Origin of the sequence: Sphingomonas sp. NPDC092440 (genome assembly GCF_044754985.1) — a bacterium.
In the GTDB taxonomy this organism is placed as follows: domain Bacteria; phylum Pseudomonadota; class Alphaproteobacteria; order Sphingomonadales; family Sphingomonadaceae; genus Sphingomonas.
This window is the reverse complement of sequence record NZ_JBIVQA010000003.1, coordinates 24,152-43,425: the sequence shown is the minus strand read 5'-3', so window position 1 is coordinate 43,425 and position 19,274 is coordinate 24,152. Positions and strand designations below refer to the sequence as shown.

Genomic DNA, 19,274 nt, shown 5'->3' with positions numbered 1-19,274 from the left:
ATCTGCTGATGCCCGTGCTCGAAGCGACATTGTACGACCTGTCGCGCCTGTTCCTCATTCCGGTGATGGTGCTGATACTCGCGTCCCTCGCCTATGCGGTCGTCAGCCTTGGCGGATTCGCGGCGGAAGGCGTGCAGCGGCTGCGGGGACGGCGCGCCAGCCGGCTGGCCATGCACCAGCGGCATACCGGCTGCGCAGCCGACGATCTCGAGCTCGTCGTGCTGCGCCGGCTCGAATGGCTGCGGATCGTGTCGCGCGCGGCACCGATGCTGGGCCTGGTCGCCACGATGATCCCGATGGGCCCGGCGCTGCTCGCGCTCGGGAGCAACAACAGCCGGGCGGTGGGCGAGAACCTCGTGGTTGCCTTCTCCTCGGTGATCCTCGCGCTGGTCGCCGCGTCGATCACCTTCTTCGTCTACACCATCCGCCGCCGCTGGCTCCTCGAGGAGCTGCGCGCGATCGAGACGGGAGCCGCCTGATGCGTTTCATCGAAGACGATGAGAATGACGATCCGATCCTCTCGGTCGTCAATCTGGTCGACCTGTTCCTCGTCATCACCGCCGTGCTGATGGTGCTGATCGCGCGCAACCCGCTCAACCCCTTCCAGTCCCGACAGGTGGTGGTGGTCGAGAATCCGGGCAAGAAGGACATGACGATCACGGTCAAGGACGGCGAGAAGCTCGAGCGCTATACCGCATCCGACCGCATGGGCGATGGCGGCGGCGTGAAGGCGGGCGTTACCTATCGCCTGCCCAGCGGCGATCTCGTCTATGTGCCGGAATAGGGCTCGAAAGGCGCCCTGGGGGCCCCTGATCCCGGCTTCGGTCAGGCCATCAGGCGATAGCCCACTCCCGGCTCGTTGCGGATCACCGACGGGGCCGCCGCATCGCCCTCCAGCTTGCGGCGGACGCCGCGCGCGGCGACGCGGAGATATTCGACGTCATGCTCGTGCCCCGGGCCCCAGACGGTGCGCAGCAGCTGGGCGTGAGTCACCACCCGCCCGGGATGCTTGGCGAGCTCGGCGAGAAAGCCGAACTCCTTGGGCGTCAGATGCACCTCCTCGCCGGCCCTGCGGACCAGCCGCGCGCCCAGGTCGATCTCGATCGCATCGATCCGCACCACCGGCATCTCGGCTTCCACCGAAAGGCGGTGGCGCAGCGCCGTGCGGACGCGGGCGAGCACTTCCTCGGTATCGAACGGCTTGGTCACATAGTCGTCCGCGCCCAGATCGAGCGCGGTGACCTTCTGCTCGGTCGCGTCGCGCGCGGAGACGACGATCACGGACGCGCCCGCCGCCTTGAGCAGCGGCACCAGTTCCAGCCCGTCGCGATCGGGCAGGCCCAGATCGAGCAGCACCGCCTCGGGCTTGTCGATCTGCATGGCGCTCAGCGCGTCGCGGGCGCTCGCCGCCTCGACCACGCGATAGCCCGCGCGCGCCAGCCCCGCGCCGAGCAGGCGGCGGATCGCCGGCTCGTCGTCCACCACCAGAATTTTCGCCTGCTGGCTCATTCGCCTGCATTTCCTTTCCGAAGCAATGCTTCCGGGAAGCGGATGGTGAAGATCGCCCCGGCCCGATCGGTGCGGTTCGCCGCGGAAACGCTCAGCCCCATCGCCTCGGCAAATCCCTTCACGATGGCGAGGCCGAGCCCGGTGCCTCCCTTGCGGTCCGATCCCTCGATCCGAGTGAAGGTCTCGAAGATCCGCGCCTCGTCACCCGGCGGCAGGCCAGGGCCCTCGTCCATCACGCTCAGCGTCATGCTCCCCGGCTGGCGGCGGGCGGTAAGGGTGATCGACGAGCCCGGATCGCCATATTTCCCGGCATTCTCGATCAGGTTGATCAGGCAATGGTGGAACAGCTGCGGATCGACCGAGGCGAAGGGAAGCTCGGGCGGCACGTCGAGCCGCACCGGATGATCCTCCAGCACCCGGCGCAGATCGTGCACGGCGGCGGCGACTGCCTCGGCCAGGTCGACCGGCTCGATCGACTGGTGAAGCGCCCCCGCCTCGATCCGCACCATGTCGAGCAGATTGGCGACGAAGCGGTTGAGCCGTTCCGCCTCGGCGCGGGCGGCGGACAGCTGCTCCTCCTGCCCTTCGCCCGCCGGCTGCATCTCGCCCAGCATGCCGAGGATGGTGGTGAGCGGCGTGCGCAAGTCGTGGCTTACCGAGGAGAGCAGGGCCGCGCGCAGCCGGTCGCGCTCCTTCAGCTGGGTCACCATCGCCATCTCGCTCTCCAGCGCGATCCGCTCAAAGGCGAGCGCGGCCTGGTCGAGCAGGCTGAGCAGCAGCGGCAGCTGGTCCGAGCGCAGCGGATTGCCCGCGTCGATCCGCGCCACGCCCAACACCCCCAGCGCCCGCCCGCCCGCCGCGAGCGGGTGGAACAGCCATTCCGAAGCGGTCAGCGTGTCCGAGCCGCGGCCGGCCGGGCTGTTGTGGTCGAACGACCATTGCGCCGCCGCCTGCTCGATCATCTCGAGCCGGTCCTCCGGCGGATAGGCCGCGCGCAGCCCGAGCTGGCCGTGCTCGGGGAGCAGCAGCACCGCGCTCACATCGAGCAGCCGCGCGACTTCGGCGCAGAGCGTCTGGCCAAGATCCTCCTGCGTGCTCACCCCCGTCAGCAGCCGCGCGAAGCCGGCCAGCGTGCTGTTCTGCGCGGCGCTGCGCTGGGCCAGCTCGGCCTGTGCCCGCACGCGCGCGGCAAGCTGGCTGGAGACCACCGCCACGCCCATCAGCACCAGCACGGTGATGATGTTCTGCGGGTCTTGGATGGTGAAGGTCCGGGTCGGCGGGATGAAGAAGAAATTATAGGCGAGCGACGAGACCAGTCCGGTCACCACGCCCGGACGCACGCCGTAGCGCGTCGCCGCGACCATCACCGGCAACAGATAGAGCAGCCCGATATTGGTGATGTTGCCGAGCGAGAAGATCGTCGCCCCCAGCACGGTGACCGCGACGACCAGGCCGAGCGAGACGACATAGTCGGCCGGGGAGCCCCAGCGGCCGCGCGGGCGGTGGTGGCGGCCGGGCGCGGGCGCCTCGAGCATCGGCAGCACGTGCACCGCGATGCCGGGCGTCTCGCGCACCAGCCGGTCCACCACCGAGCCGTGCCGCAGCTCGAACCAGCGCGAGCGCGCCGACTTGCCGACGATGAGCTGGGTGGCGCGCGCCTCGGCGGTGAAGCGCTTGAGGCCCTCCAGCACCGATTCCGCCGGAACCGTCGCCACCTGCCCGCCGAGCTGGCTGGCGAGATGGAGCGTCGCGGCGATCTGGGTATTCTCCGCGTCGCTGAGCCGGGCGGTGCGCGGCGTTTCGATGTGCACCGCCGTCCAGGGCGCGCGCAGCCCGTCGGCGACGCGCTTGGCGGCACGGACCAGCTCGGCCGAGCCGGGCAGCTCGCTCACCGCCACCACCAGCCGCTCGCTCGCCGCCCAGGTGCCGGCCAGGGCGTGGGTGCGCAGATAGTCGAGCATCTGCGCATCGACCGCCTGGGCGGCGCGGCGCAATGCCAGCTCGCGCAGGGCGGTCAGGTTCGATTTGGAGAAGAAATGCCCCAGCGCCCGCGTCGCTTCCTCGGGGACATAGACCTTGCCCTCGCGCAGCCGCTCGATCAGCTCGTCGGGCGGCAGGTCGACGATCTCAAGGTCCGCCGCCTCGAGCACACGGTCCGGCACGGTCTCGCGCACCCGCACCTTGGTGAAGGAGGCAACGACATCGTTCAGGCTCTCGATATGCTGGATGTTGACGGTGGAATAGACGTCGATCCCCGCGGCGAGCAGCTCCTCGATGTCCTGGTAGCGCTTGTCGTGCCGGCTGCCCGGCGCGTTGGTATGGGCAAGCTCGTCGACCAGCACCAGCTGCGGCGCGCGGGCCAGGATCGCGTCGATGTCCATCTCGGCGATGGTGCGGCCATGATAGGCGACCGGGCGGCGCGGCACGATCTCCAGCCCCTGGACCAGCGCCTCGGTCTCGATGCGGCCATGCGTCTCGACCACGCCGATGACGACGTCGATGCCGGCCTTGCGCCGCGCCGCAGCCTCGGTGAGCATCTCATAGGTCTTGCCCACGCCAGGGGCGGCGCCGAGGAATACCTTCAGGCGGCCGAAGCCCTCCTGCGCGGCGGCACGCAGCAGGGCGTCGGGATCGGGTCGCTGATCGTCGTCGCTCACTCGGCGGCTTTTGCGCCCTGCGCCGCCTGCTTGTCGAGATCGCGATTGAGCGCGAGCACGTTGACGCGCGGCTCGCCCAGGAAGCCGAGCAGCGGCTGCTCGACATGCCTGCCCACGATCGCACGCACCTTGTCCGCGCCCAATCCCCGCGCCCCGGCGACGCGAGCCACCTGGAAAAAGGCCGCCTCGGGGCTGATGTCAGGGTCGAGCCCCGAGGCGGAGGTGGTCACCAGATCGGCGGGAACCGAATTTCCTGGTGCGGAACGGTTGGCGGCAAGGCCCTTGGCGACGCGATCGGCGAGCGCCTGCGCGGTCGGGCCCAGGTTGGAGCCGGACGAAGCGGTGGGGTCATAGCCATTGGTGCCGGCGGCCGAGGGCCGGCCGTGGAAATAGCGGGGGCCGGCAAATCCCTGGCCCAGCAGCTCGGAGCCGCGCACCCGGCCGTTCTCGACGATCAGGCTGCCATTCGCCTGGTGCGGGAAGGCGAGCTGGCCGATGCCGGTGAGCGCCGCCGGATAGGCGAGCCCGAGCAGGGCGGCGAACAGGATCGTCAGGACGAGCGCCGGACGGAGAGCGGTGGTGAAATCCTTGAGCATTTCTTCTTCCTTCTTCTCCCCTTCCGCTTGCGGGAGGGGTCGGGGGAGGGGCTGGGGGAGAGCGAGGGACACGCCCTCCCCCAGCCCCTCCCGCAAGCGGGAGGGGCGCTAGGCCAGCCCCAGCCCCGCCACCACCAGGTCGATCAGCTTGATCCCCGCGAACGGCGCCAGCACGCCGCCCAGGCCGTAGATCGCCAGGTTGCGCGCCAGCAGCGGCCCCGCGCCGATCGGGCGATACTTCACGCCCTTGAGCGCAAGCGGCACCAGCGCCGGGATGATCAGCGCGTTGAAGATGATCGCGGAGAGGATCGCGCTCTGCGGGCTCGCCAGCTGCATCACGTTGAGCACGCCGAGCGACGGATAGAGCGCGACGAACATCGCCGGGATGATCGCGAAATATTTCGCGATGTCGTTGGCGACCGAGAAGGTGGTCAGCGCCCCGCGCGTCATCAGCAGCTGCTTGCCCAGGCCGACGATCTCGATGAGCTTGGTCGGATCGCTGTCGAGATCGACCATGTTGCCCGCCTCGCGCGCGGCCTGGGTGCCGGTGTTCATCGCCACGCCCACATCGGACTGGGCGAGCGCCGGCGCATCGTTGGTGCCGTCGCCGCACATCGCCACCAGGCGGCCGCCCTGCTGCTCCTTGCGGATCAGCGCGAGCTTGTCCTCGGGCGTGGCCTCGGCGAGGAAATCGTCCACCCCGGCCTCGGCGGCGATCGCCGCGGCGGTCAGCGGGTTGTCGCCGGTGATCATCACGGTGCGGATGCCCATCCGGCGCAGCTCGCCGAACCGCTCGCGCACCCCGGCCTTCACCACGTCCTTGAGCGCGATCACGCCGAACAGCCGGCCATCCTCGGCCACCGCCAGGGGAGTCTGGCCCTGGCGCGCGATCTCCTCGGCGCTGCGGCGCAGGTCGCCGCCCGCCGCCGCCTCGCCCAGGCCCGGATGGGCGCGCAGCACCGCGTCGACCGCGCCCTTCTGGATCAGCGTGGTGCCGATGCGGACGCCCGAGATGCGCGTCTGGGCAGTGAAGGGAATGACCTCGGCGGTCTTGGGCAGGCTGCGGATCTCCACCGCATATCTGCCCTGGGCGAGCGCCACGATCGAGCGGCCCTCGGGCGTCTCGTCGGCCAGGCTGGCCAGCAGGGCGGCACGCGCCAGCTCGTCGGTGGTGACGCCGCTCAGCGGGCGGAACTCGCTCGCGGCACGGTCGCCGATCGTGATGGTGCCGGTCTTGTCGAGCAGCAGCACGTCGATATCGCCCGCCGCCTCGACCGCGCGGCCCGACTTGGCGAGCACGTTGAAGCGCACCAGCCGGTCCATGCCCGCGATGCCGATCGCCGAGAGCAGCGCGGCGATCGTGGTCGGGATCAGGGTGATCAGCAGCGCCGCGAGGATCGCCACCGGCACCTGCCCGCCCGCATAGGCGGCGAAGCCGGGAATGGTCGAGACGGCGATCAGGAAGATGATCGTCAGGCCGACGAGCAGGATGGTCAGCGCGATCTCGTTCGGCGTCTTCTGGCGCTCGGCCCCTTCCACCAGCGCGATCATCCGGTCGAGGAAACCCTGGCCCGGCTCCTGGGTAACGCGCACCTTGATCCGGTCCGAGATCACCCGCGTACCGGCGGTCACCGCCGAGCGGTCGCCGCCCGCCTCGCGGATCACCGGCGCGCTCTCGCCGGTGATCGCGCTTTCGTTGACCGAGGCGACACCCTCGATCACTTCGCCATCGGCCGGGATCAGGTCGCCGGTCTCGACCAGGACCAGGTCGCCCTTCTTCAGCTGTGCGGCCGGGACGGTCTTGCCGCTCGGCAGCCGGGCGCTGAGTTCCGACTTGGTGGCGCGCAGCGACGCGGCCTGGGCGCGGCCCCGCCCCTCGGCCAGCGCCTCGGCGAAGGTGCCGAACAGCACGGTGAGCCACAGCCAGACGATGAGCTGGACCTGGAACGACAGGGAGAGGCTGGTGCCGCCGATGAACAGCAGCACGGTGAGCAGCAGCGCGACCACCGCGGTGGTGAAGAGCACGGGGTTCTTCACCAGCTGGCGCGGATCGAGCTTGGCGAACGCGTCGCCGATGGCAGGCCCGATCAGGGCGGGCGTGAACAGGGTTGCGGTCGTCATGGCAAGGGACCTCAGAAGAGCTGGCCGTGGATCATCGTGAGATGATCGGCGATGGGACCGAGCGCGAGGCTGGGCAGGAAGGTGAGCCCGCCCAGGATCAGGACGATGCCGACGAGCAGGCCGACCCAGAGCAGGCCGGTGGTCGGGAACGAACCGGCGCTTTCCGGATGCACCTTCTTCGCGGCCAGGCTGCCGGCGATGGCGAGCGCGGGCACGATGATGAAGAAGCGGCCCACCCACATCGCGACGCCCAGCATGCCGTTGTAGAAAGGCGTGTTCGCGCTCAGGCCGCCAAAGGCCGAGCCATTGTTCGCGGTGGCCGAAGTGAAGGCGTAGAGGATCTCGGTGAAGCCATGCGGTCCCTTGTTCAGCGGCCCGGCCAGGCCCGCCGGCAGCACCGAGGCCAGCGCGGTGCCGCCCAGGATCATCAGCGGCAGCACCGCGATGGCGAGGACGGCGAGCTTCACTTCGCGGCTCTCGATCTTCTTGCCGACATATTCGGGCGTGCGGCCCACCATCAGCCCGGCGACGAACACCGCGAGGATGGCGTAGAGCAGGAAGCCGTAGATGCCCGCGCCGACGCCGCCGATCACGACCTCGCCAAGCTGCATGTTGAACAGCGGGATCATGCCGCCGAGCGGCGTCAGGCTGTCGTGCATCGCGTTGACCGCGCCGCACGAGGCCGCGGTGGTCACCACGCTGAACAGGGCGCTGGCCGCGATGCCGAAGCGGACTTCCTTGCCCTCCATGCTGCCCCCGGCAAGGCCGAGATGATGGAGCGCCGGATTGCCCGCGGCTTCCTGCCAATAGCTCATGGTGGTGCCGGCGACGAACATCACCAGCATCGCGGCGAGGATCGCCCAGCCCTGGCGCGGATTCCCCACCGCCCTGCCGAACGTGTGAGTCAGGCCCGTGCCGATCAGCAGGATCGACAGCATCTGGACGAAATTGGTGAGCGCGCCCGGATTCTCGAACGGATGCGCGGAATTGGCGTTGAAGAAGCCGCCGCCATTGGTGCCGAGCATCTTGATCGCTTCCTGCGAGGCGACCGGCCCGAGCAGGATCGTCTGCCGGGCGCCCTCCAGCGTGGTCGCGTCGACCGAGGACAGGAAGGTCTGCGGCACGCCGCTGGCGATCAGGAACAGCGCATAGACGATGCACGCGGGCAGCAGCACGTAGAGCGTCACCCGGGTCATGTCGGCCCAGAAATTGCCGATGCCGCTCGCCTGGCGCCGCGCGAAGCCGCGGAACAGCGCGAAGGCGATGGCGATGCCGGTCGCCGCCGACAGGAAATTATGGATGGTGAGGCCGAGCATCTGGCTGAGGATCGACAGGCTCTCGCCCGAATAGCTCTGCCAGTTGGTGTTGGTGGTGAAGCTCACCGCCGTGTTGAAGGCGAGGTCGGGCGACTGGCCGGCCAGTCCGCGGGGATTGAGCGGCAGCAGGTCCTGGAAGCGCAGGATGCAATAGGTGAAGGCGAAGGTCGCCAGCTGGAACGCCAGCATGTGCAGCGCATAGCGGCGCCAGCCCTGCTCGGCGTGCGGATCGACGCCGGCGAGCCTGTAGAAGCCGCGCTCGACCGGGCCGAGCACGGCATGGAGCGGCGTGCGCCGCCCTTCATAGATGGCGAAGAGCCAGCTCCCCATCGGCTTGGCGAGCGCGACGAGGAGCAGCAGGAAGACGAGGATCAGCGTCCAGCCTTGCACGGTCATGGGGAAGTCCGATCAGAAGCGCTCGGGCCGGACGAGCACGGCCACGAGGTAGATGAGCAGGCCCAGGGCAGTGAGCCCGGCGAGCGCGAGCGGGAGCGGCATGGCGTTCTCCTCAGGCCTGGTCGCAGAGGCGGACACAGGCGAGCGTGAGCAGGAAGAGCCCGGCGAGCGCTCCCAGCCAGATCAGGTCGTTCATGGTCTTGTTCCCCTATTGGCGGCGATCATGGCGCCCATTGTCGAACCGGACGTGCCCGGGCGGCACGGGGATCAGCCGGAACAGGCCCGGCCCCTCGATCAGCAGCGCCCAGCCCAGCGCCCAGGCGATGACGGAAAGCACGGCCTCGCCGAATTCGGCGGGATCGGCATTGTGCAGCGGCGCATGGTGGATCGAGACGGCGAGCGCCGACACCGCCAGCGCGCAGCCGCCGAGCAGCAGCGCGCCGCCCAGCCGCAGCCCGGCCTGTGCCGGCCAGCCTCCGGCGCCGCTTTCCAGACGATGCAGAAACGCACCCACGATGAACCTCCGAACAGGATGTCGTGAGCAGCGATGTGGGGCGGCGGCCAGTTAAGGTTCCACGGGGAAGTTCGGCCCCCGCATAAAGATTCCATAAAATCGTTGGCAGCGGCCGAAACCTCTGAATACTAGGCGGGCTCGACGGCGCCGAAGGGGGAGCCGGCAGGGAAAGGCCCGCCTTGAACGCGACGCAGACCGCCGAAACCGGCCCCACGCACGGCCATCAGGATCGGCTCGGCACGCTTGCCGTCGGCGCCATCGGCGTGGTGTTCGGCGACATCGGCACCTCGCCGCTCTATTCGCTCAAGGAAAGCTTCATCGGCCATCATCCGCTGGCGGTGGACCGGGAGCACATCTTCGGCGTGCTCTCGCTGGTGTTCTGGACGATGGTGCTGGTGGTGACGGTCAAGTACGTCGTCATCATCCTGCGCGCGGACAACAAGGGCGAAGGCGGCAGCCTGGCGCTGCTCGCGCTGATCACGCGCAAGCTGGGCGAGACGCGCTGGACGCCCTGGGTGACGATCCTGGGCGTGATCGCCACCGCGCTCTTCTATGGCGACGCGATCATCACGCCGGCGGTGTCGGTGCTGTCGGCCGTGGAGGGGCTCGCCACGGTCGAGGATTCGCTGTCGCAGCTGGTGCTGCCGATCAGCATCGCCATCCTGATCGGCCTCTTCATGATCCAGTCGCGCGGCACGGCGCGGGTCGGCAGGCTGTTCGGCCCGGTGATGGTCTTCTATTTCGCGGTGATCGCGGTGCTGGGCGTGACCGGGATCACGCGGAGCCCCGACATCCTCTGGGCGCTCAATCCCTGGTACGCGCTCAACTTCTTCCTGCTCGATCCCATGCTTGCCTTCCTGGCGCTGGGATCGGTGGTGCTGGCGGTGACCGGAGCCGAGGCGCTCTATGCCGATATGGGCCATTTCGGGCGCAAGGCGATCATGGTCTCCTGGCTCTACATCGCCTTCCCCTGCCTGATGCTCAACTATCTCGGCCAGTCGGCGCTGCTGCTGAGCAACCCCGCCGCGGTGGAGAACCCGTTCTTCCTGCTGGCGCCCGAATGGGCCCGCCTCCCCCTCGTCATCCTCGCCACCATGGCGACGGTGATCGCCAGCCAGGCGGTGATCTCGGGCGCCTTTTCGGTGACGCAGCAGGCGGTGCAGCTCGGCTTCCTTCCGCGCCTGCGCATCCGCCATACCAGCGCCAAGGCGGCGGGGCAGATCTATGTCCCGCTCACCAACTGGCTGCTGCTGATCATGGTGATCCTGCTCGTCCTCGGCTTCCGCAGCTCGAGCAATCTCGCCGCCGCTTATGGCATCGCGGTGACCGGCACGATGTTCATCACCGCCTGCATGCTGGGCGTGCTCACCTTCGCGGTGTGGAAATGGCCGCCGGTCGTGGCCGGGCTGGTCACCGGCGGCTTCCTGCTGATCGACGGGCTCTACTTCGCCTCGAACGTCACCAAGATCCCCGATGGCGGCTGGTTCCCGCTGCTGGTGGCAGCGATCGTCTTCATCCTGCTCACCACCTGGGCGAGCGGGCGCCGGCTGGTCCGCGCGCGGCTGCACGAAGGGGCGATGCCGATCCAGATCTTCATCCAGTCCGCCGGCCATTCGGTGCAGCGCGTGCCGGGCACCGCCGTGTTCCTCGCCAGCACCGACGACATTCCGCCCGCGCTGCTCCACAATCTCAAGCACAACAAGGTGCTGCACGATCGCGTGGTGATCCTCACCGTGGCGATCGAGCAGGTGCCGCATGTCGCCCCCGCGGCCCGTGCCGAAGTGAAGCCGCTCGGCGAGGGCTTCTACCGGATCGTCCTCCATTACGGCTTCATGGACGAGATCGACATTCCCGCCGCGCTCCATGCGCTGGGCGAAGCCGTGGGCGACAAGTTCAAGGCAATGGAGACGAGCTATTTCCTCGCCCGGCAGACGCTGATCGCTTCGTCCCGACCGGGCATGGCGATCTGGCGCGAGAAGCTGTTCGCCCTGATGGTCCGCAACGCCGAGAGCGCGATGGAGTTCTTCAAGCTCCCCACCAACCGCGTGGTCGAGCTGGGGAGCCAGGTGGAGATTTGACGCGGCGCCCCCCTCCCCGAAAGGGCGGGGAGATAGACGCGAACCGCGCGGCGCCGGCCGGCCGGAAAGGGGGCGGATCGCCGCCCCCTCCCCCAGCGGATCAGAAGCTCATACGCAGGCCGGCGGTGATGATCCGCCCGGTGCTGGCATAGGTCTGGCTGACCGGATTGGCCGCGTACATGGTGCGATATTGCGGCGCGTTGGTCATGTTGCGGCCCTCGAGCGACAGCTTGGCGAACTTGGTCACCGCATAGGACATCGCGAAGTCGATGTTCAGCTGGTTCTCGTTATAGCCGAAGTCTGCGAACACCGGCGAGTTGCAGGGGCCGCCGCCCACGGTGGTGGTGCCCACCGAGCAGGTGCCCGTCGCCAGCGGGAAACGGTTCACGTAGCGCGCCCGCCACGCGCCCGAGACGCGGGCCGAGAACTTGCTGTCCTCGTAATAGAGCGTCGCGTTGAACGCGTCCGGCGACGTGTTGAGGAACGGCCCCTCGGCATAGCTGTTCACCGCGGTGCCCGACACCGTCTGGCTGGTGCTCAGCGCCGTGCCCGTCAGATAGCTCAGGCTCGAATCGATGTGCGTGTAGTTCGCGATCACGCCGAAATGCTTCAGGAAGCCGGGCAGGAAGAAGAAGTCGGTCTGCAGATTGACTTCCACGCCCTGGATATGGCCGCCCGGCGCATCCTTGAACTGGCGGATGCCCCAGGTGCCGCCGGCCGTGGTGTAGCTGAGCAGCGCGGGGTTGGTGATGAAGGTCAGCACCTGCTGGTACACCTCGGGCTCGAACACCGCCGACAGCGGCGCCTCGAGCGCCACCTGCTGCGGGAAGGTGTCGATGTTCTTCCTGAACAGGTTCACCGCGATCAGGCCGTTATGCGCGAAATATTTCTCGAGGCTCAGGTCGAGATTGGTCGCGCGGAACGGGTTGAGATAGGGATTGCCCACCGTCAGCGTCGGCGCCGTGCCGTTCGCGTTCAGGCTGGTGGTGAAGGCAGTGGTGCCCGGCGTCAGGCTGGCGAGCTGCGGCCGCGACATCACCTTGGACGCGGCGAAGCGGACGAGGAAATTGTCGGCGACTTCCCAGTTCGCGTTCATCGCGGGCAGCCAGTCCCAATATTCGTTCTTCGCGGTCACCCCGAGGCCCGCCACGCCGTCGGCGCCGCCGACATTGCCCGAGCCCGAGACCCGCGTGTTGGCGACGCGCATGCCGATATTGCCGCGCAGCGGCCGGCCGAGCAGGTTGACGTTATAGTCGACCTGGAAATAGGCCGACACGTCGTTCTCGCTCACGCCCGAGCGCTGCCGCCCGTCGACCACGGCGCGGAAATCGCCCCATTTGTTCACGCAGTTGCAGTTGATGCCGAACTGATTGATGAACTTCTTGATATCGGGCGCATAATAGCTGGTCGGCGTACCCTGGGACACGTTCAGCCCCTGGCCGAAACCGATCGTCTGGCCGAGATCGGTGATGTTGAGCCGCGCCTCGGCCAGCGTCGGGTTGATCGCCTCGATCGACTGGTTGCGGCGGCCCTGGTCGCCCGAATAGGTGAACTGCTTGGCGGTCCCGCCGAAGCGGATCGACATCTCGGGCAGCGCTTCATAAGTGAAGTTCACCCGCGCCACCTTGAACTCGTTGTCCACGGTGTTGGTGAAGTAGCGGATCGTCGACAGGCCCTTCACCAGCGTCCAGCTGTTCGGGTTCGCCACGTCGAAGCCCGGCTTGAACACCGGCATCTTGCCGCCGGCGCGCTCGTCGAAGGTATAGCCGTCCTGGTCGATCGCGTTGAACTCGGCGAGCAGGCCATAGGCGCGGAATTGCGATTTCGACCAGCCGCCGGTCGCATCGGCATAGAAGCCCGGCGCGAGCTCCTGGTGGACGTTCAGCGTCACCTGCTTGAAGTCGGTGCGGCCGAACTGCGTGTCGGCGAAGCTGCGCCAGTCGACATCGTCGAGGACCAGATAATCGGCCTGGCCGACGCTGTTGACATGCGCCTCGCGGATCTTGGTGTTCGGACGGCCGAGCAGCTCGTTGTAATAGCCGATCTGGTTGGCGGTCGCGACATAGCCCGGCGAGGCGGGATTGTTGTAATAGTCGAACGGATTGAGGTTGTTCGGGTTCAGGCTGTTGAAATAGCCGGCCAGCGGCGCCTGGCCCACGCCGTTGCCCGGCTGATCGCCATTGCAGTCGATGATCGCGCTGGGCACGCAGTTCGCGTAGAGCGCGACACGATCGGCATAGCCATTGGCGGTGCCGATCGCGCGCAGCCCGTTCGCGCCCGTCCCCACCACGCGCGCATTGGTGCCGTTGCGGTTGAGGCCGATCGGCGTGATGCCGGTATTGTTGCTGTTCTGGTCGTAGCGCGAGAACACGCCGTCCAGCGTGATCTCGGTGCCGGGCCCCGGCTTCCACTGCATCGTCGCGGTGGCGCCGATCCGCTCATAGTCCAGATACTGGCGGCCGACCGAGGGCAGGCCCGGGATGATCGTGGTCGGCGTGACCAGCGCATAGGCCGCCGGATCCGAGCCGAAGGTGGCGCCGGTGCCCTGGTTGCTCGGGCGCGCGAAGCCGAAGACGTTCGGCGTGACGCCGGCGATCTGCGAGTTGCGATAGGCATATTCGAACACGCCGATGTTGCGGCGATAGGCGTCGATCTGCTGTTCCTGCTTCTGGTACGCGCCCGAGACGAGGATGCCGAAATTGTCCGTCACCCGCACCGAGGCGAGGCCGGTGAAGCGCGGGTTCCACTTCTTGCCGTTCTCGCGATACTCGGCCTCGGCACCCACGGCGAAGCGGTTCTTCTTGTAGGAGAGCGGGCGGCCGGTGGTGAGGTCGATGATCGCGCCGAGCGACCCTTCGTCATTCTCCGCCGCAGTCGACTTGGTCACCTTGATGCCACCGAACAGCTCGGAGGCGAAGGTGTTGAAGTCGAAGCCGCGCGAGCGGTTCGCGCCGGAATCGGACTGGTTGCCGCCCGAGATGTTCTGCGCATCGGCACCGTTCAGGCGGACCATCTGGAAGTCGCCGCCCAGGCCGCGCACGGTGATCGTGCGGCCCTCGCCATTGTCGCGATCGATCGAGACGCCGGGCAGGCGCTGGATCGATTCCGCCAGATTGGCGTCCGGGAAGTCGGCAATGTCCTCGGCGGTGATCGCGTCGACGATCTGGTTCGAATTGCGCTTGATGTTGACCGAGCTGGCCAGCGAGGCGCGGAAACCGGTGACAACAATCAGGTCGCCGCTTTCCGTCTGGTCCTGCGGCGCAGCCTGCGGATCGTCCTGCGCGGCGGCGGCGGCAACCGCGGCGGCGGCCTCGGCGGTCTGCGCCCAGGCGGGTGCTGCCATCAGCAACGCCATGCCGAGCGCGCCCAGCGCCGTCGTGCCGCGCAGCGCCGAACGGCGCGCGGCAAGGGTGTCAGCGATAGAAAGCATGAATTCCTCCCCCAAAGTCTTCTCATCGACAAGCATGGGTCGATGCGCCCGGGGGAGCCTGGAATCAGGGTACGACGCAGCATTGCGGAAAACGACGCAAGCCGCCCCGCAAGATCCAGCCATGTCGCGACTTGCCCCCTCCCACGCCCCTCTTGCGGATCTTCTCGTCCACTTGGGCGCAAGCGTATTCAGCCACGCTTGTTCACCCTATTGATCGCGCTACCACCCACGCGTGTCAACCGGTGTCATTGAACAAAATGTCACAATCGGGCGATTGCGGCATTTCAGCAACATCGGGGAAATGCCGCCGTGCCGCGCGGGTTTTCGGGGAGGTTTTGCGCGCCGGTTCCGTGCGCTGGCCAGGTGCCGGCGGGCAATGGCTCCTTCCGCACCTTCTCCACCGTCATCCCCGCTATGCCTTCCTCGTCATCCCCGCGAAGGCGGGGATCCAGGGCCAGCAGCAAGGCGTGCGAGGCTCGCCTTGCCGTTTCCGGCAAGCGCCCGCGTGATTGCTTCGATCATCCCGAACTACCCTGGATCCCCGCCTGCGCGGGGATGACGGTGGAGAATATGCGGGGATGACCGGGTTCGCCGATTGGGCGGGGTCTTGAACCTAGCCCTCGCGCGGCGGCGCGACCGAGGCGCGGTGGATCAGCGTCGAGGGGAAGAGCGACGGCTCCTCCACGGCATTGCCGTCATCCCCGAAAAAGTCCGCCAGCAGCTTCAGCGCCGCCGAGCGCGCCATCGAGATGATCGGCCAGTGCACCGTGGTGAGCGGCGGCCAGATGTGCGAGGCGATGGCGGTATCGTCGAAGCCGACGATCGACAGGTCCTCGGGCACGCTCATGCCCCGGCGGCGCGCGGCGTGGAGGGTGGCGGCAGCCATCTCGTCGTTCGAGGAGAAGATCGCGGTGGGGCGCGGCGACAGGTCGAGCAGCCGGTCGGCGGCGGCCAGCCCGGTCTCGAACGTGTAGTTGCCGTCGGCGATCAGGCTGCGCGGCAGCTTGATCCCCGCTTCCTCCAGCGCATTCTCGAAGCCCTTGCGGCGCTCGCGCGCGGAGCGGAAGCCGTGCGGGCCGGCGATCAGGCCGATGCGGCGATGGCCAAGCGAGATCAGGTGGTTCACCGCCTCGGTCACCACGTCGCAATCGTTCGAGGCGACCATATGCTCGGACGCGTCCAGCGTCGCCGATCCCATGCGGACATAACGGATGCCGAGCTCGCGGCAGAGCTCCGCCACCATCTCGTTCTCGGAGACGGGCGGCAGGAACATCACGCCGTAGAGCCGCTGGCGCTCGAGAAAGTTGCGCACATCCTCGAGCATGGTCGAGCTGCCCCGGTCGATCGGGCGGACGATCAGCTCGAACTCGGTGTCGCGCATCGCCTCGAGCATGCCGGCCTGCACGTTCATCACCATCTGCGCGTTGGGATTGTCGTGGATCAGGCCGATCAGGAAGTTGCGGCGCAACGCCAGCGCGCGCGCCTGGACGTTGGGGACATAGCCCAGCTCGCTGATCACCTGCTCGACCTTCGCGCGCGTGTCTCCATTGAGCAGCGGCGAGCGATTGATCACTCGGCTGACGGTTTTCTTCGAGACGCCCGCGATACGGGCGACGTCGTTGATCGTGGGCTTTCCGGTTCTCTCCATCCCACGAACATAATGGCTTGCAGGACAAAGCGATACGATATTATCGGCTTGGTCGGCGCCGCGGATTGGCCACCGGTGTCAGCCATCGTCTCAACTGCCCGGCTGGATGTACGGCACCCTGCTCCACAGCTCGCGTTCCCATTTGCGCGGGTCGCCGGCCAGGCGGCTGGGCGCGTCGAACAGCATCGTCGCGCGGCCGGGCAAAGTATAGGGTGCCCAGACGGGCAGGCCCGGCGCGGCCGGCCGGCCGGTGCGCGCGAGCGCGGCGAAGGCGCCCATCACCTGCCCGCTCAGCTTCCGCGCCGCCGGCCCGGTGCCGGTATAGGATCCCGGCGCATCGAGCGTGCCAAAGGCCAGCGCGATGTCCATCGTGTGCGGCGCGCCGCGCTCGGGCCGGGTCGGCGACTGGTAGTCGACCTGATAGACCCAGGTCGCCCTGGCCCCCGCCGCCGCCCGCGCATCCGCCTCGAGCCATTGGCCCGGCCAGCTCCGGCCGGCGGTGGTGGCGCGGTAGAAGAGCTGCTCCGGCGTGTCGCCCGGGAAGCGCGCGCGATATTGGGCGACCACCCATTCGGGCAGCAGGTCCATGCGCAGCTCGGGCGCCATGCGCGCGGCCACATTGTCCCAGGTCAGCCCCCGCACCTTCTCCGAATTGGGATCGATGAAGGCCCGTGTCTCGTCATGCGTGTTGCCCAGGATCATCGGGATCGCCAGGCTCTGCGGATTGGCGTCGGGCCAGAAGGGGTGGCGGGTGAGCCACTTCATGTCGAGCACCGGCCCGAAATAGACGCCGCCGCCCAGGATCGGGTCGGTCGCGTCCAGCGCCTCGACCAGCTTCTCGACCGGCATGTCGAGCAGCGGCTGGAGGTCGCCTTCCCGCACGCCCAGCCGCGCGAGATAGGCCTGGGCCCGCTTCGTCGCGTTGAGCGGGCCCGACGCGGTCACCTGCTGCCCGCTCATCGTCGCCGCCGAATGGAACAGGCCCCTGGCCGCCGGCATGCCCATCAGCGTCGCGATCTTGGCGCCGCCGCCCGACTGGCCGAACACGAAGACCCGGCGGGGATCGCCGCCGAATGCCGCGATATTGTCCCGCACCCATTGCAGCGCCAGGATCAGGTCGAGCTGGCCGAGATTGCCGCTGTCGGCAAAGCGCGGATCGAAGCGGGCGAGATAGAGATAGCCAAGCGCGTTGAGCCGGTGGTTCACCGTCACAACCACCACATCCTCGGCCGCCGCCAGCCTCGCGCCATCGTTCAGCGGCACGGTGACGGTGCCGTTCGAATAGGCGCCCCCATGGATGTAGAGCATCACCGGGCGCTTCGCCGTGGCATTGGGGTCGGGCGTCCAGATGTTGAGGAACAGGCAGTCCTCGGAAGCACGCTGGTCGCCCCTGCCCTGCGGGCAGATCGGGCCGAACGTATCGGCACGGAAATCGGTCACGCGCGCGGCCCGGCGCGGGGCGCGGAAGCGATCGGCCACGCCGTAGCGGATCCCCAGAAATGCCCAGGGACCGCCCTGGTCTTCGGAATGGCCCATGCTGAGGAAACGGCCTGCCGGCGCATCGACCACCATGCTCACCGGAGTCGCACGGGCCACCAGCGGCGCCGCCGCCAGCGCCATGCCGCCCGCCACTACCGAACGCCGCGTTACCCCGCTCATTGCCCTGCTCCCGTCATGATATGTCCCGTCGCCTCTTCGATCCGGCCGAGCGCCGCGCGGGTCAGCGCCGCCTGGCGCCCGGCTTCCTCGGCCTCGCCGGCCAGCCGCCCCACCTGCAGGCTGATCGTCGCGATCAGCGCCGCGATCTCGCGCGAGGAGACGGCGGTCTCGTCGATCGAAGCGAGGATGCCCGCCACGGTGGCCATCTGCGCCTCCATCGCGCCCGACACGGCGCGGACGCGCGCCAGCAGCTCGGTGACGACGCCCAGGATCGCGCGGTTGGTCTCGGCCATCGCGGCGCTCGCGGCCTGTGCCTCGCGGATCGTCCGGGTGACGCCGCCGGTCGCGTCCGCCGCCTGGTCCGCCAGCGTCCGCACTTCCTGCGCGACCACCGCGAAGCCGCGCCCGCTGTCGCCGGCGCGCGCCGCCTCGATGCTGGCGTTCAGCGCGAGCAGCCTGGTCTGATGCGCGATGCCGGAGATCAGCGTGACGACGCTCTCGATCCGCGCCGTGTTGGCGGAGAGGCGCTCCGCGCTCTCCTTGCCCGTGAGCGCGATGGCATCGGCATTGCCGGCGACTTCCGCCGCGGCGGAGGCATCCTCGCGGGCGCGCTCATAGGCGGTGATGAGCGCCGCGGCGCTGCGCGCGGACTCGCCCATCGCGATCGCCGCCTGGTCCGCCGCCGACGCCACTTCCGCCGCCGGCGCACGCAGCCCGAGCAGCTCGGCGGCGGTGCGCTCGGTGAACCGGGCGATCTCGCGGCTCGCCCCGGCGGTGCTGGCGATCGATTCGGTAAGCTCGGCGCGAACCTCGGCGAGCTCGTGCCGCCGGGCCGCCTGGGCGCGCAGGCGGGCGATCTGGCGCAGCCGGCTGGCGATGATCTCGAACTCGATCACCGCCAGCTTCTGCGTCGCGCGGGTCAGCCGCTCGAGCTGGCCGGGATCGCTGCTCAGCGCGAAGAACAGGGCATGGATGTGCATCTGGGCGACGAGCATCGATGCGGCGACAGTGGAGAATTCCAGGCCGTCCTCGGCGATGCGGTCGGCCTCGGCGGCGACGCGATCGACCCAGGCCTGGTCGATCGGGCGCGAAAGCTTGGCGCGGGCATAGTCGACGCGGCTCTCGACCAGCGCGGCGGGCACCGCGCCGCCCGCGCGCCGCTCCAGCAGCTCGCGCGCCACGCCCGCTATATGCGGCTCGATGAAGCGCCAGGCCTCGGCCAGCTCGCGCTCGAAGCCTGGGTCCATCCCATAGACCGCACGCAGTTGCGCGGCGTCACGCCCTTCCGGAGCCGTCTCGGCGGTGCCGGCGAAATCCTCCCCCATCGGCCATCCTCACCCATGCCGGGGC

14 protein-coding genes are annotated in these 19,274 nt (G+C 68.5%); 3 read left to right on the top strand and 11 right to left on the bottom strand.

Annotated elements, in window-relative coordinates:
- Window positions 1–8 precede the first annotated feature (8 nt).
- Window positions 9–479: a MotA/TolQ/ExbB proton channel family protein gene (locus ACIQCS_RS05515; RefSeq protein WP_345850989.1), complete on the top strand. Its 471-nt coding sequence runs from the start codon at window positions 9–11 to the stop codon at window positions 477–479.
- Complete coding sequence (locus tag ACIQCS_RS05510; protein ID WP_345850988.1) at window positions 479–784, top strand: DUF2149 domain-containing protein; 306 nt, start codon at window positions 479–481, stop codon at window positions 782–784. Before ACIQCS_RS05515 ends, ACIQCS_RS05510 begins: the two co-directional genes overlap by 1 nt.
- Before the next feature lie 41 nt (window positions 785–825).
- Here the strand turns inward: ACIQCS_RS05510 and ACIQCS_RS05505 are convergent, their stop codons facing one another.
- From ACIQCS_RS05505 to ACIQCS_RS05475, 7 genes are all read right to left on the bottom strand, one after another.
- Complete coding sequence (locus tag ACIQCS_RS05505; protein WP_280278299.1) at window positions 826–1,509, bottom strand: response regulator; 684 nt, start codon at window positions 1,507–1,509, stop codon at window positions 826–828.
- A complete protein-coding gene (locus ACIQCS_RS05500) occupies window positions 1,506–4,166 on the bottom strand; it encodes a sensor histidine kinase KdpD (RefSeq protein WP_345850987.1) in 2,661 nt (886 codons plus the stop codon). The genes ACIQCS_RS05505 and ACIQCS_RS05500 overlap by 4 nt, the downstream gene beginning before the upstream one ends.
- Window positions 4,163–4,762: a potassium-transporting ATPase subunit KdpC gene (kdpC, locus tag ACIQCS_RS05495; RefSeq protein ID WP_345850985.1), complete on the bottom strand. Its 600-nt coding sequence runs from the start codon at window positions 4,760–4,762 to the stop codon at window positions 4,163–4,165. Before kdpC ends, ACIQCS_RS05500 begins: the two co-directional genes overlap by 4 nt.
- 108 nt (window positions 4,763–4,870) lie before the next feature.
- Window positions 4,871–6,883 (bottom strand): potassium-transporting ATPase subunit KdpB, encoded by a 2,013-nt coding sequence (gene kdpB, locus ACIQCS_RS05490; RefSeq protein WP_345850983.1) that lies wholly within the window; start codon window positions 6,881–6,883, stop codon window positions 4,871–4,873.
- A gap of 11 nt (window positions 6,884–6,894) precedes the next feature.
- Window positions 6,895–8,595, bottom strand: a complete 1,701-nt coding sequence (gene kdpA / locus ACIQCS_RS05485) for a potassium-transporting ATPase subunit KdpA (protein ID WP_345850982.1) — start codon at window positions 8,593–8,595, stop codon at window positions 6,895–6,897.
- 12 nt (window positions 8,596–8,607) lie between these two features.
- Window positions 8,608–8,697, bottom strand: a complete 90-nt coding sequence (gene kdpF / locus ACIQCS_RS05480; RefSeq protein ID WP_086128909.1) for a K(+)-transporting ATPase subunit F — start codon at window positions 8,695–8,697, stop codon at window positions 8,608–8,610.
- A 106-nt stretch (window positions 8,698–8,803) separates the two neighbouring features.
- Window positions 8,804–9,109: a hypothetical protein gene (locus ACIQCS_RS05475; RefSeq protein ID WP_345850980.1), complete on the bottom strand. Its 306-nt coding sequence runs from the start codon at window positions 9,107–9,109 to the stop codon at window positions 8,804–8,806.
- Between the two features lie 179 nt (window positions 9,110–9,288).
- On the opposite strand from ACIQCS_RS05475, the gene ACIQCS_RS05470 reads away from it, so the two are divergent.
- Window positions 9,289–11,187, top strand: coding sequence for a potassium transporter Kup (locus tag ACIQCS_RS05470; protein ID WP_401530266.1), 1,899 nt, complete (start codon window positions 9,289–9,291; stop codon window positions 11,185–11,187).
- A 100-nt stretch (window positions 11,188–11,287) separates the two neighbouring features.
- Here the strand turns inward: ACIQCS_RS05470 and ACIQCS_RS05465 are convergent, their stop codons facing one another.
- From ACIQCS_RS05465 to ACIQCS_RS05450, 4 genes are all read right to left on the bottom strand, one after another.
- Complete coding sequence (locus ACIQCS_RS05465; RefSeq protein WP_345850979.1) at window positions 11,288–14,617, bottom strand: TonB-dependent receptor domain-containing protein; 3,330 nt, start codon at window positions 14,615–14,617, stop codon at window positions 11,288–11,290.
- A 613-nt stretch (window positions 14,618–15,230) separates the two neighbouring features.
- The gene (locus tag ACIQCS_RS05460; RefSeq protein WP_345850978.1) at window positions 15,231–16,265 is read right to left on the bottom strand and encodes a LacI family DNA-binding transcriptional regulator; all 1,035 of its coding nucleotides are present in this window, start codon (window positions 16,263–16,265) and stop codon (window positions 15,231–15,233) included.
- 90 nt (window positions 16,266–16,355) lie between these two features.
- Window positions 16,356–17,924 (bottom strand): carboxylesterase family protein, encoded by a 1,569-nt coding sequence (locus ACIQCS_RS05455; RefSeq protein ID WP_345850977.1) that lies wholly within the window; start codon window positions 17,922–17,924, stop codon window positions 16,356–16,358.
- Window positions 17,921–19,249: a methyl-accepting chemotaxis protein gene (locus tag ACIQCS_RS05450; protein ID WP_345850976.1), complete on the bottom strand. Its 1,329-nt coding sequence runs from the start codon at window positions 19,247–19,249 to the stop codon at window positions 17,921–17,923. Before ACIQCS_RS05450 ends, ACIQCS_RS05455 begins: the two co-directional genes overlap by 4 nt.
- Window positions 19,250–19,274: the final 25 nt, after the last annotated feature.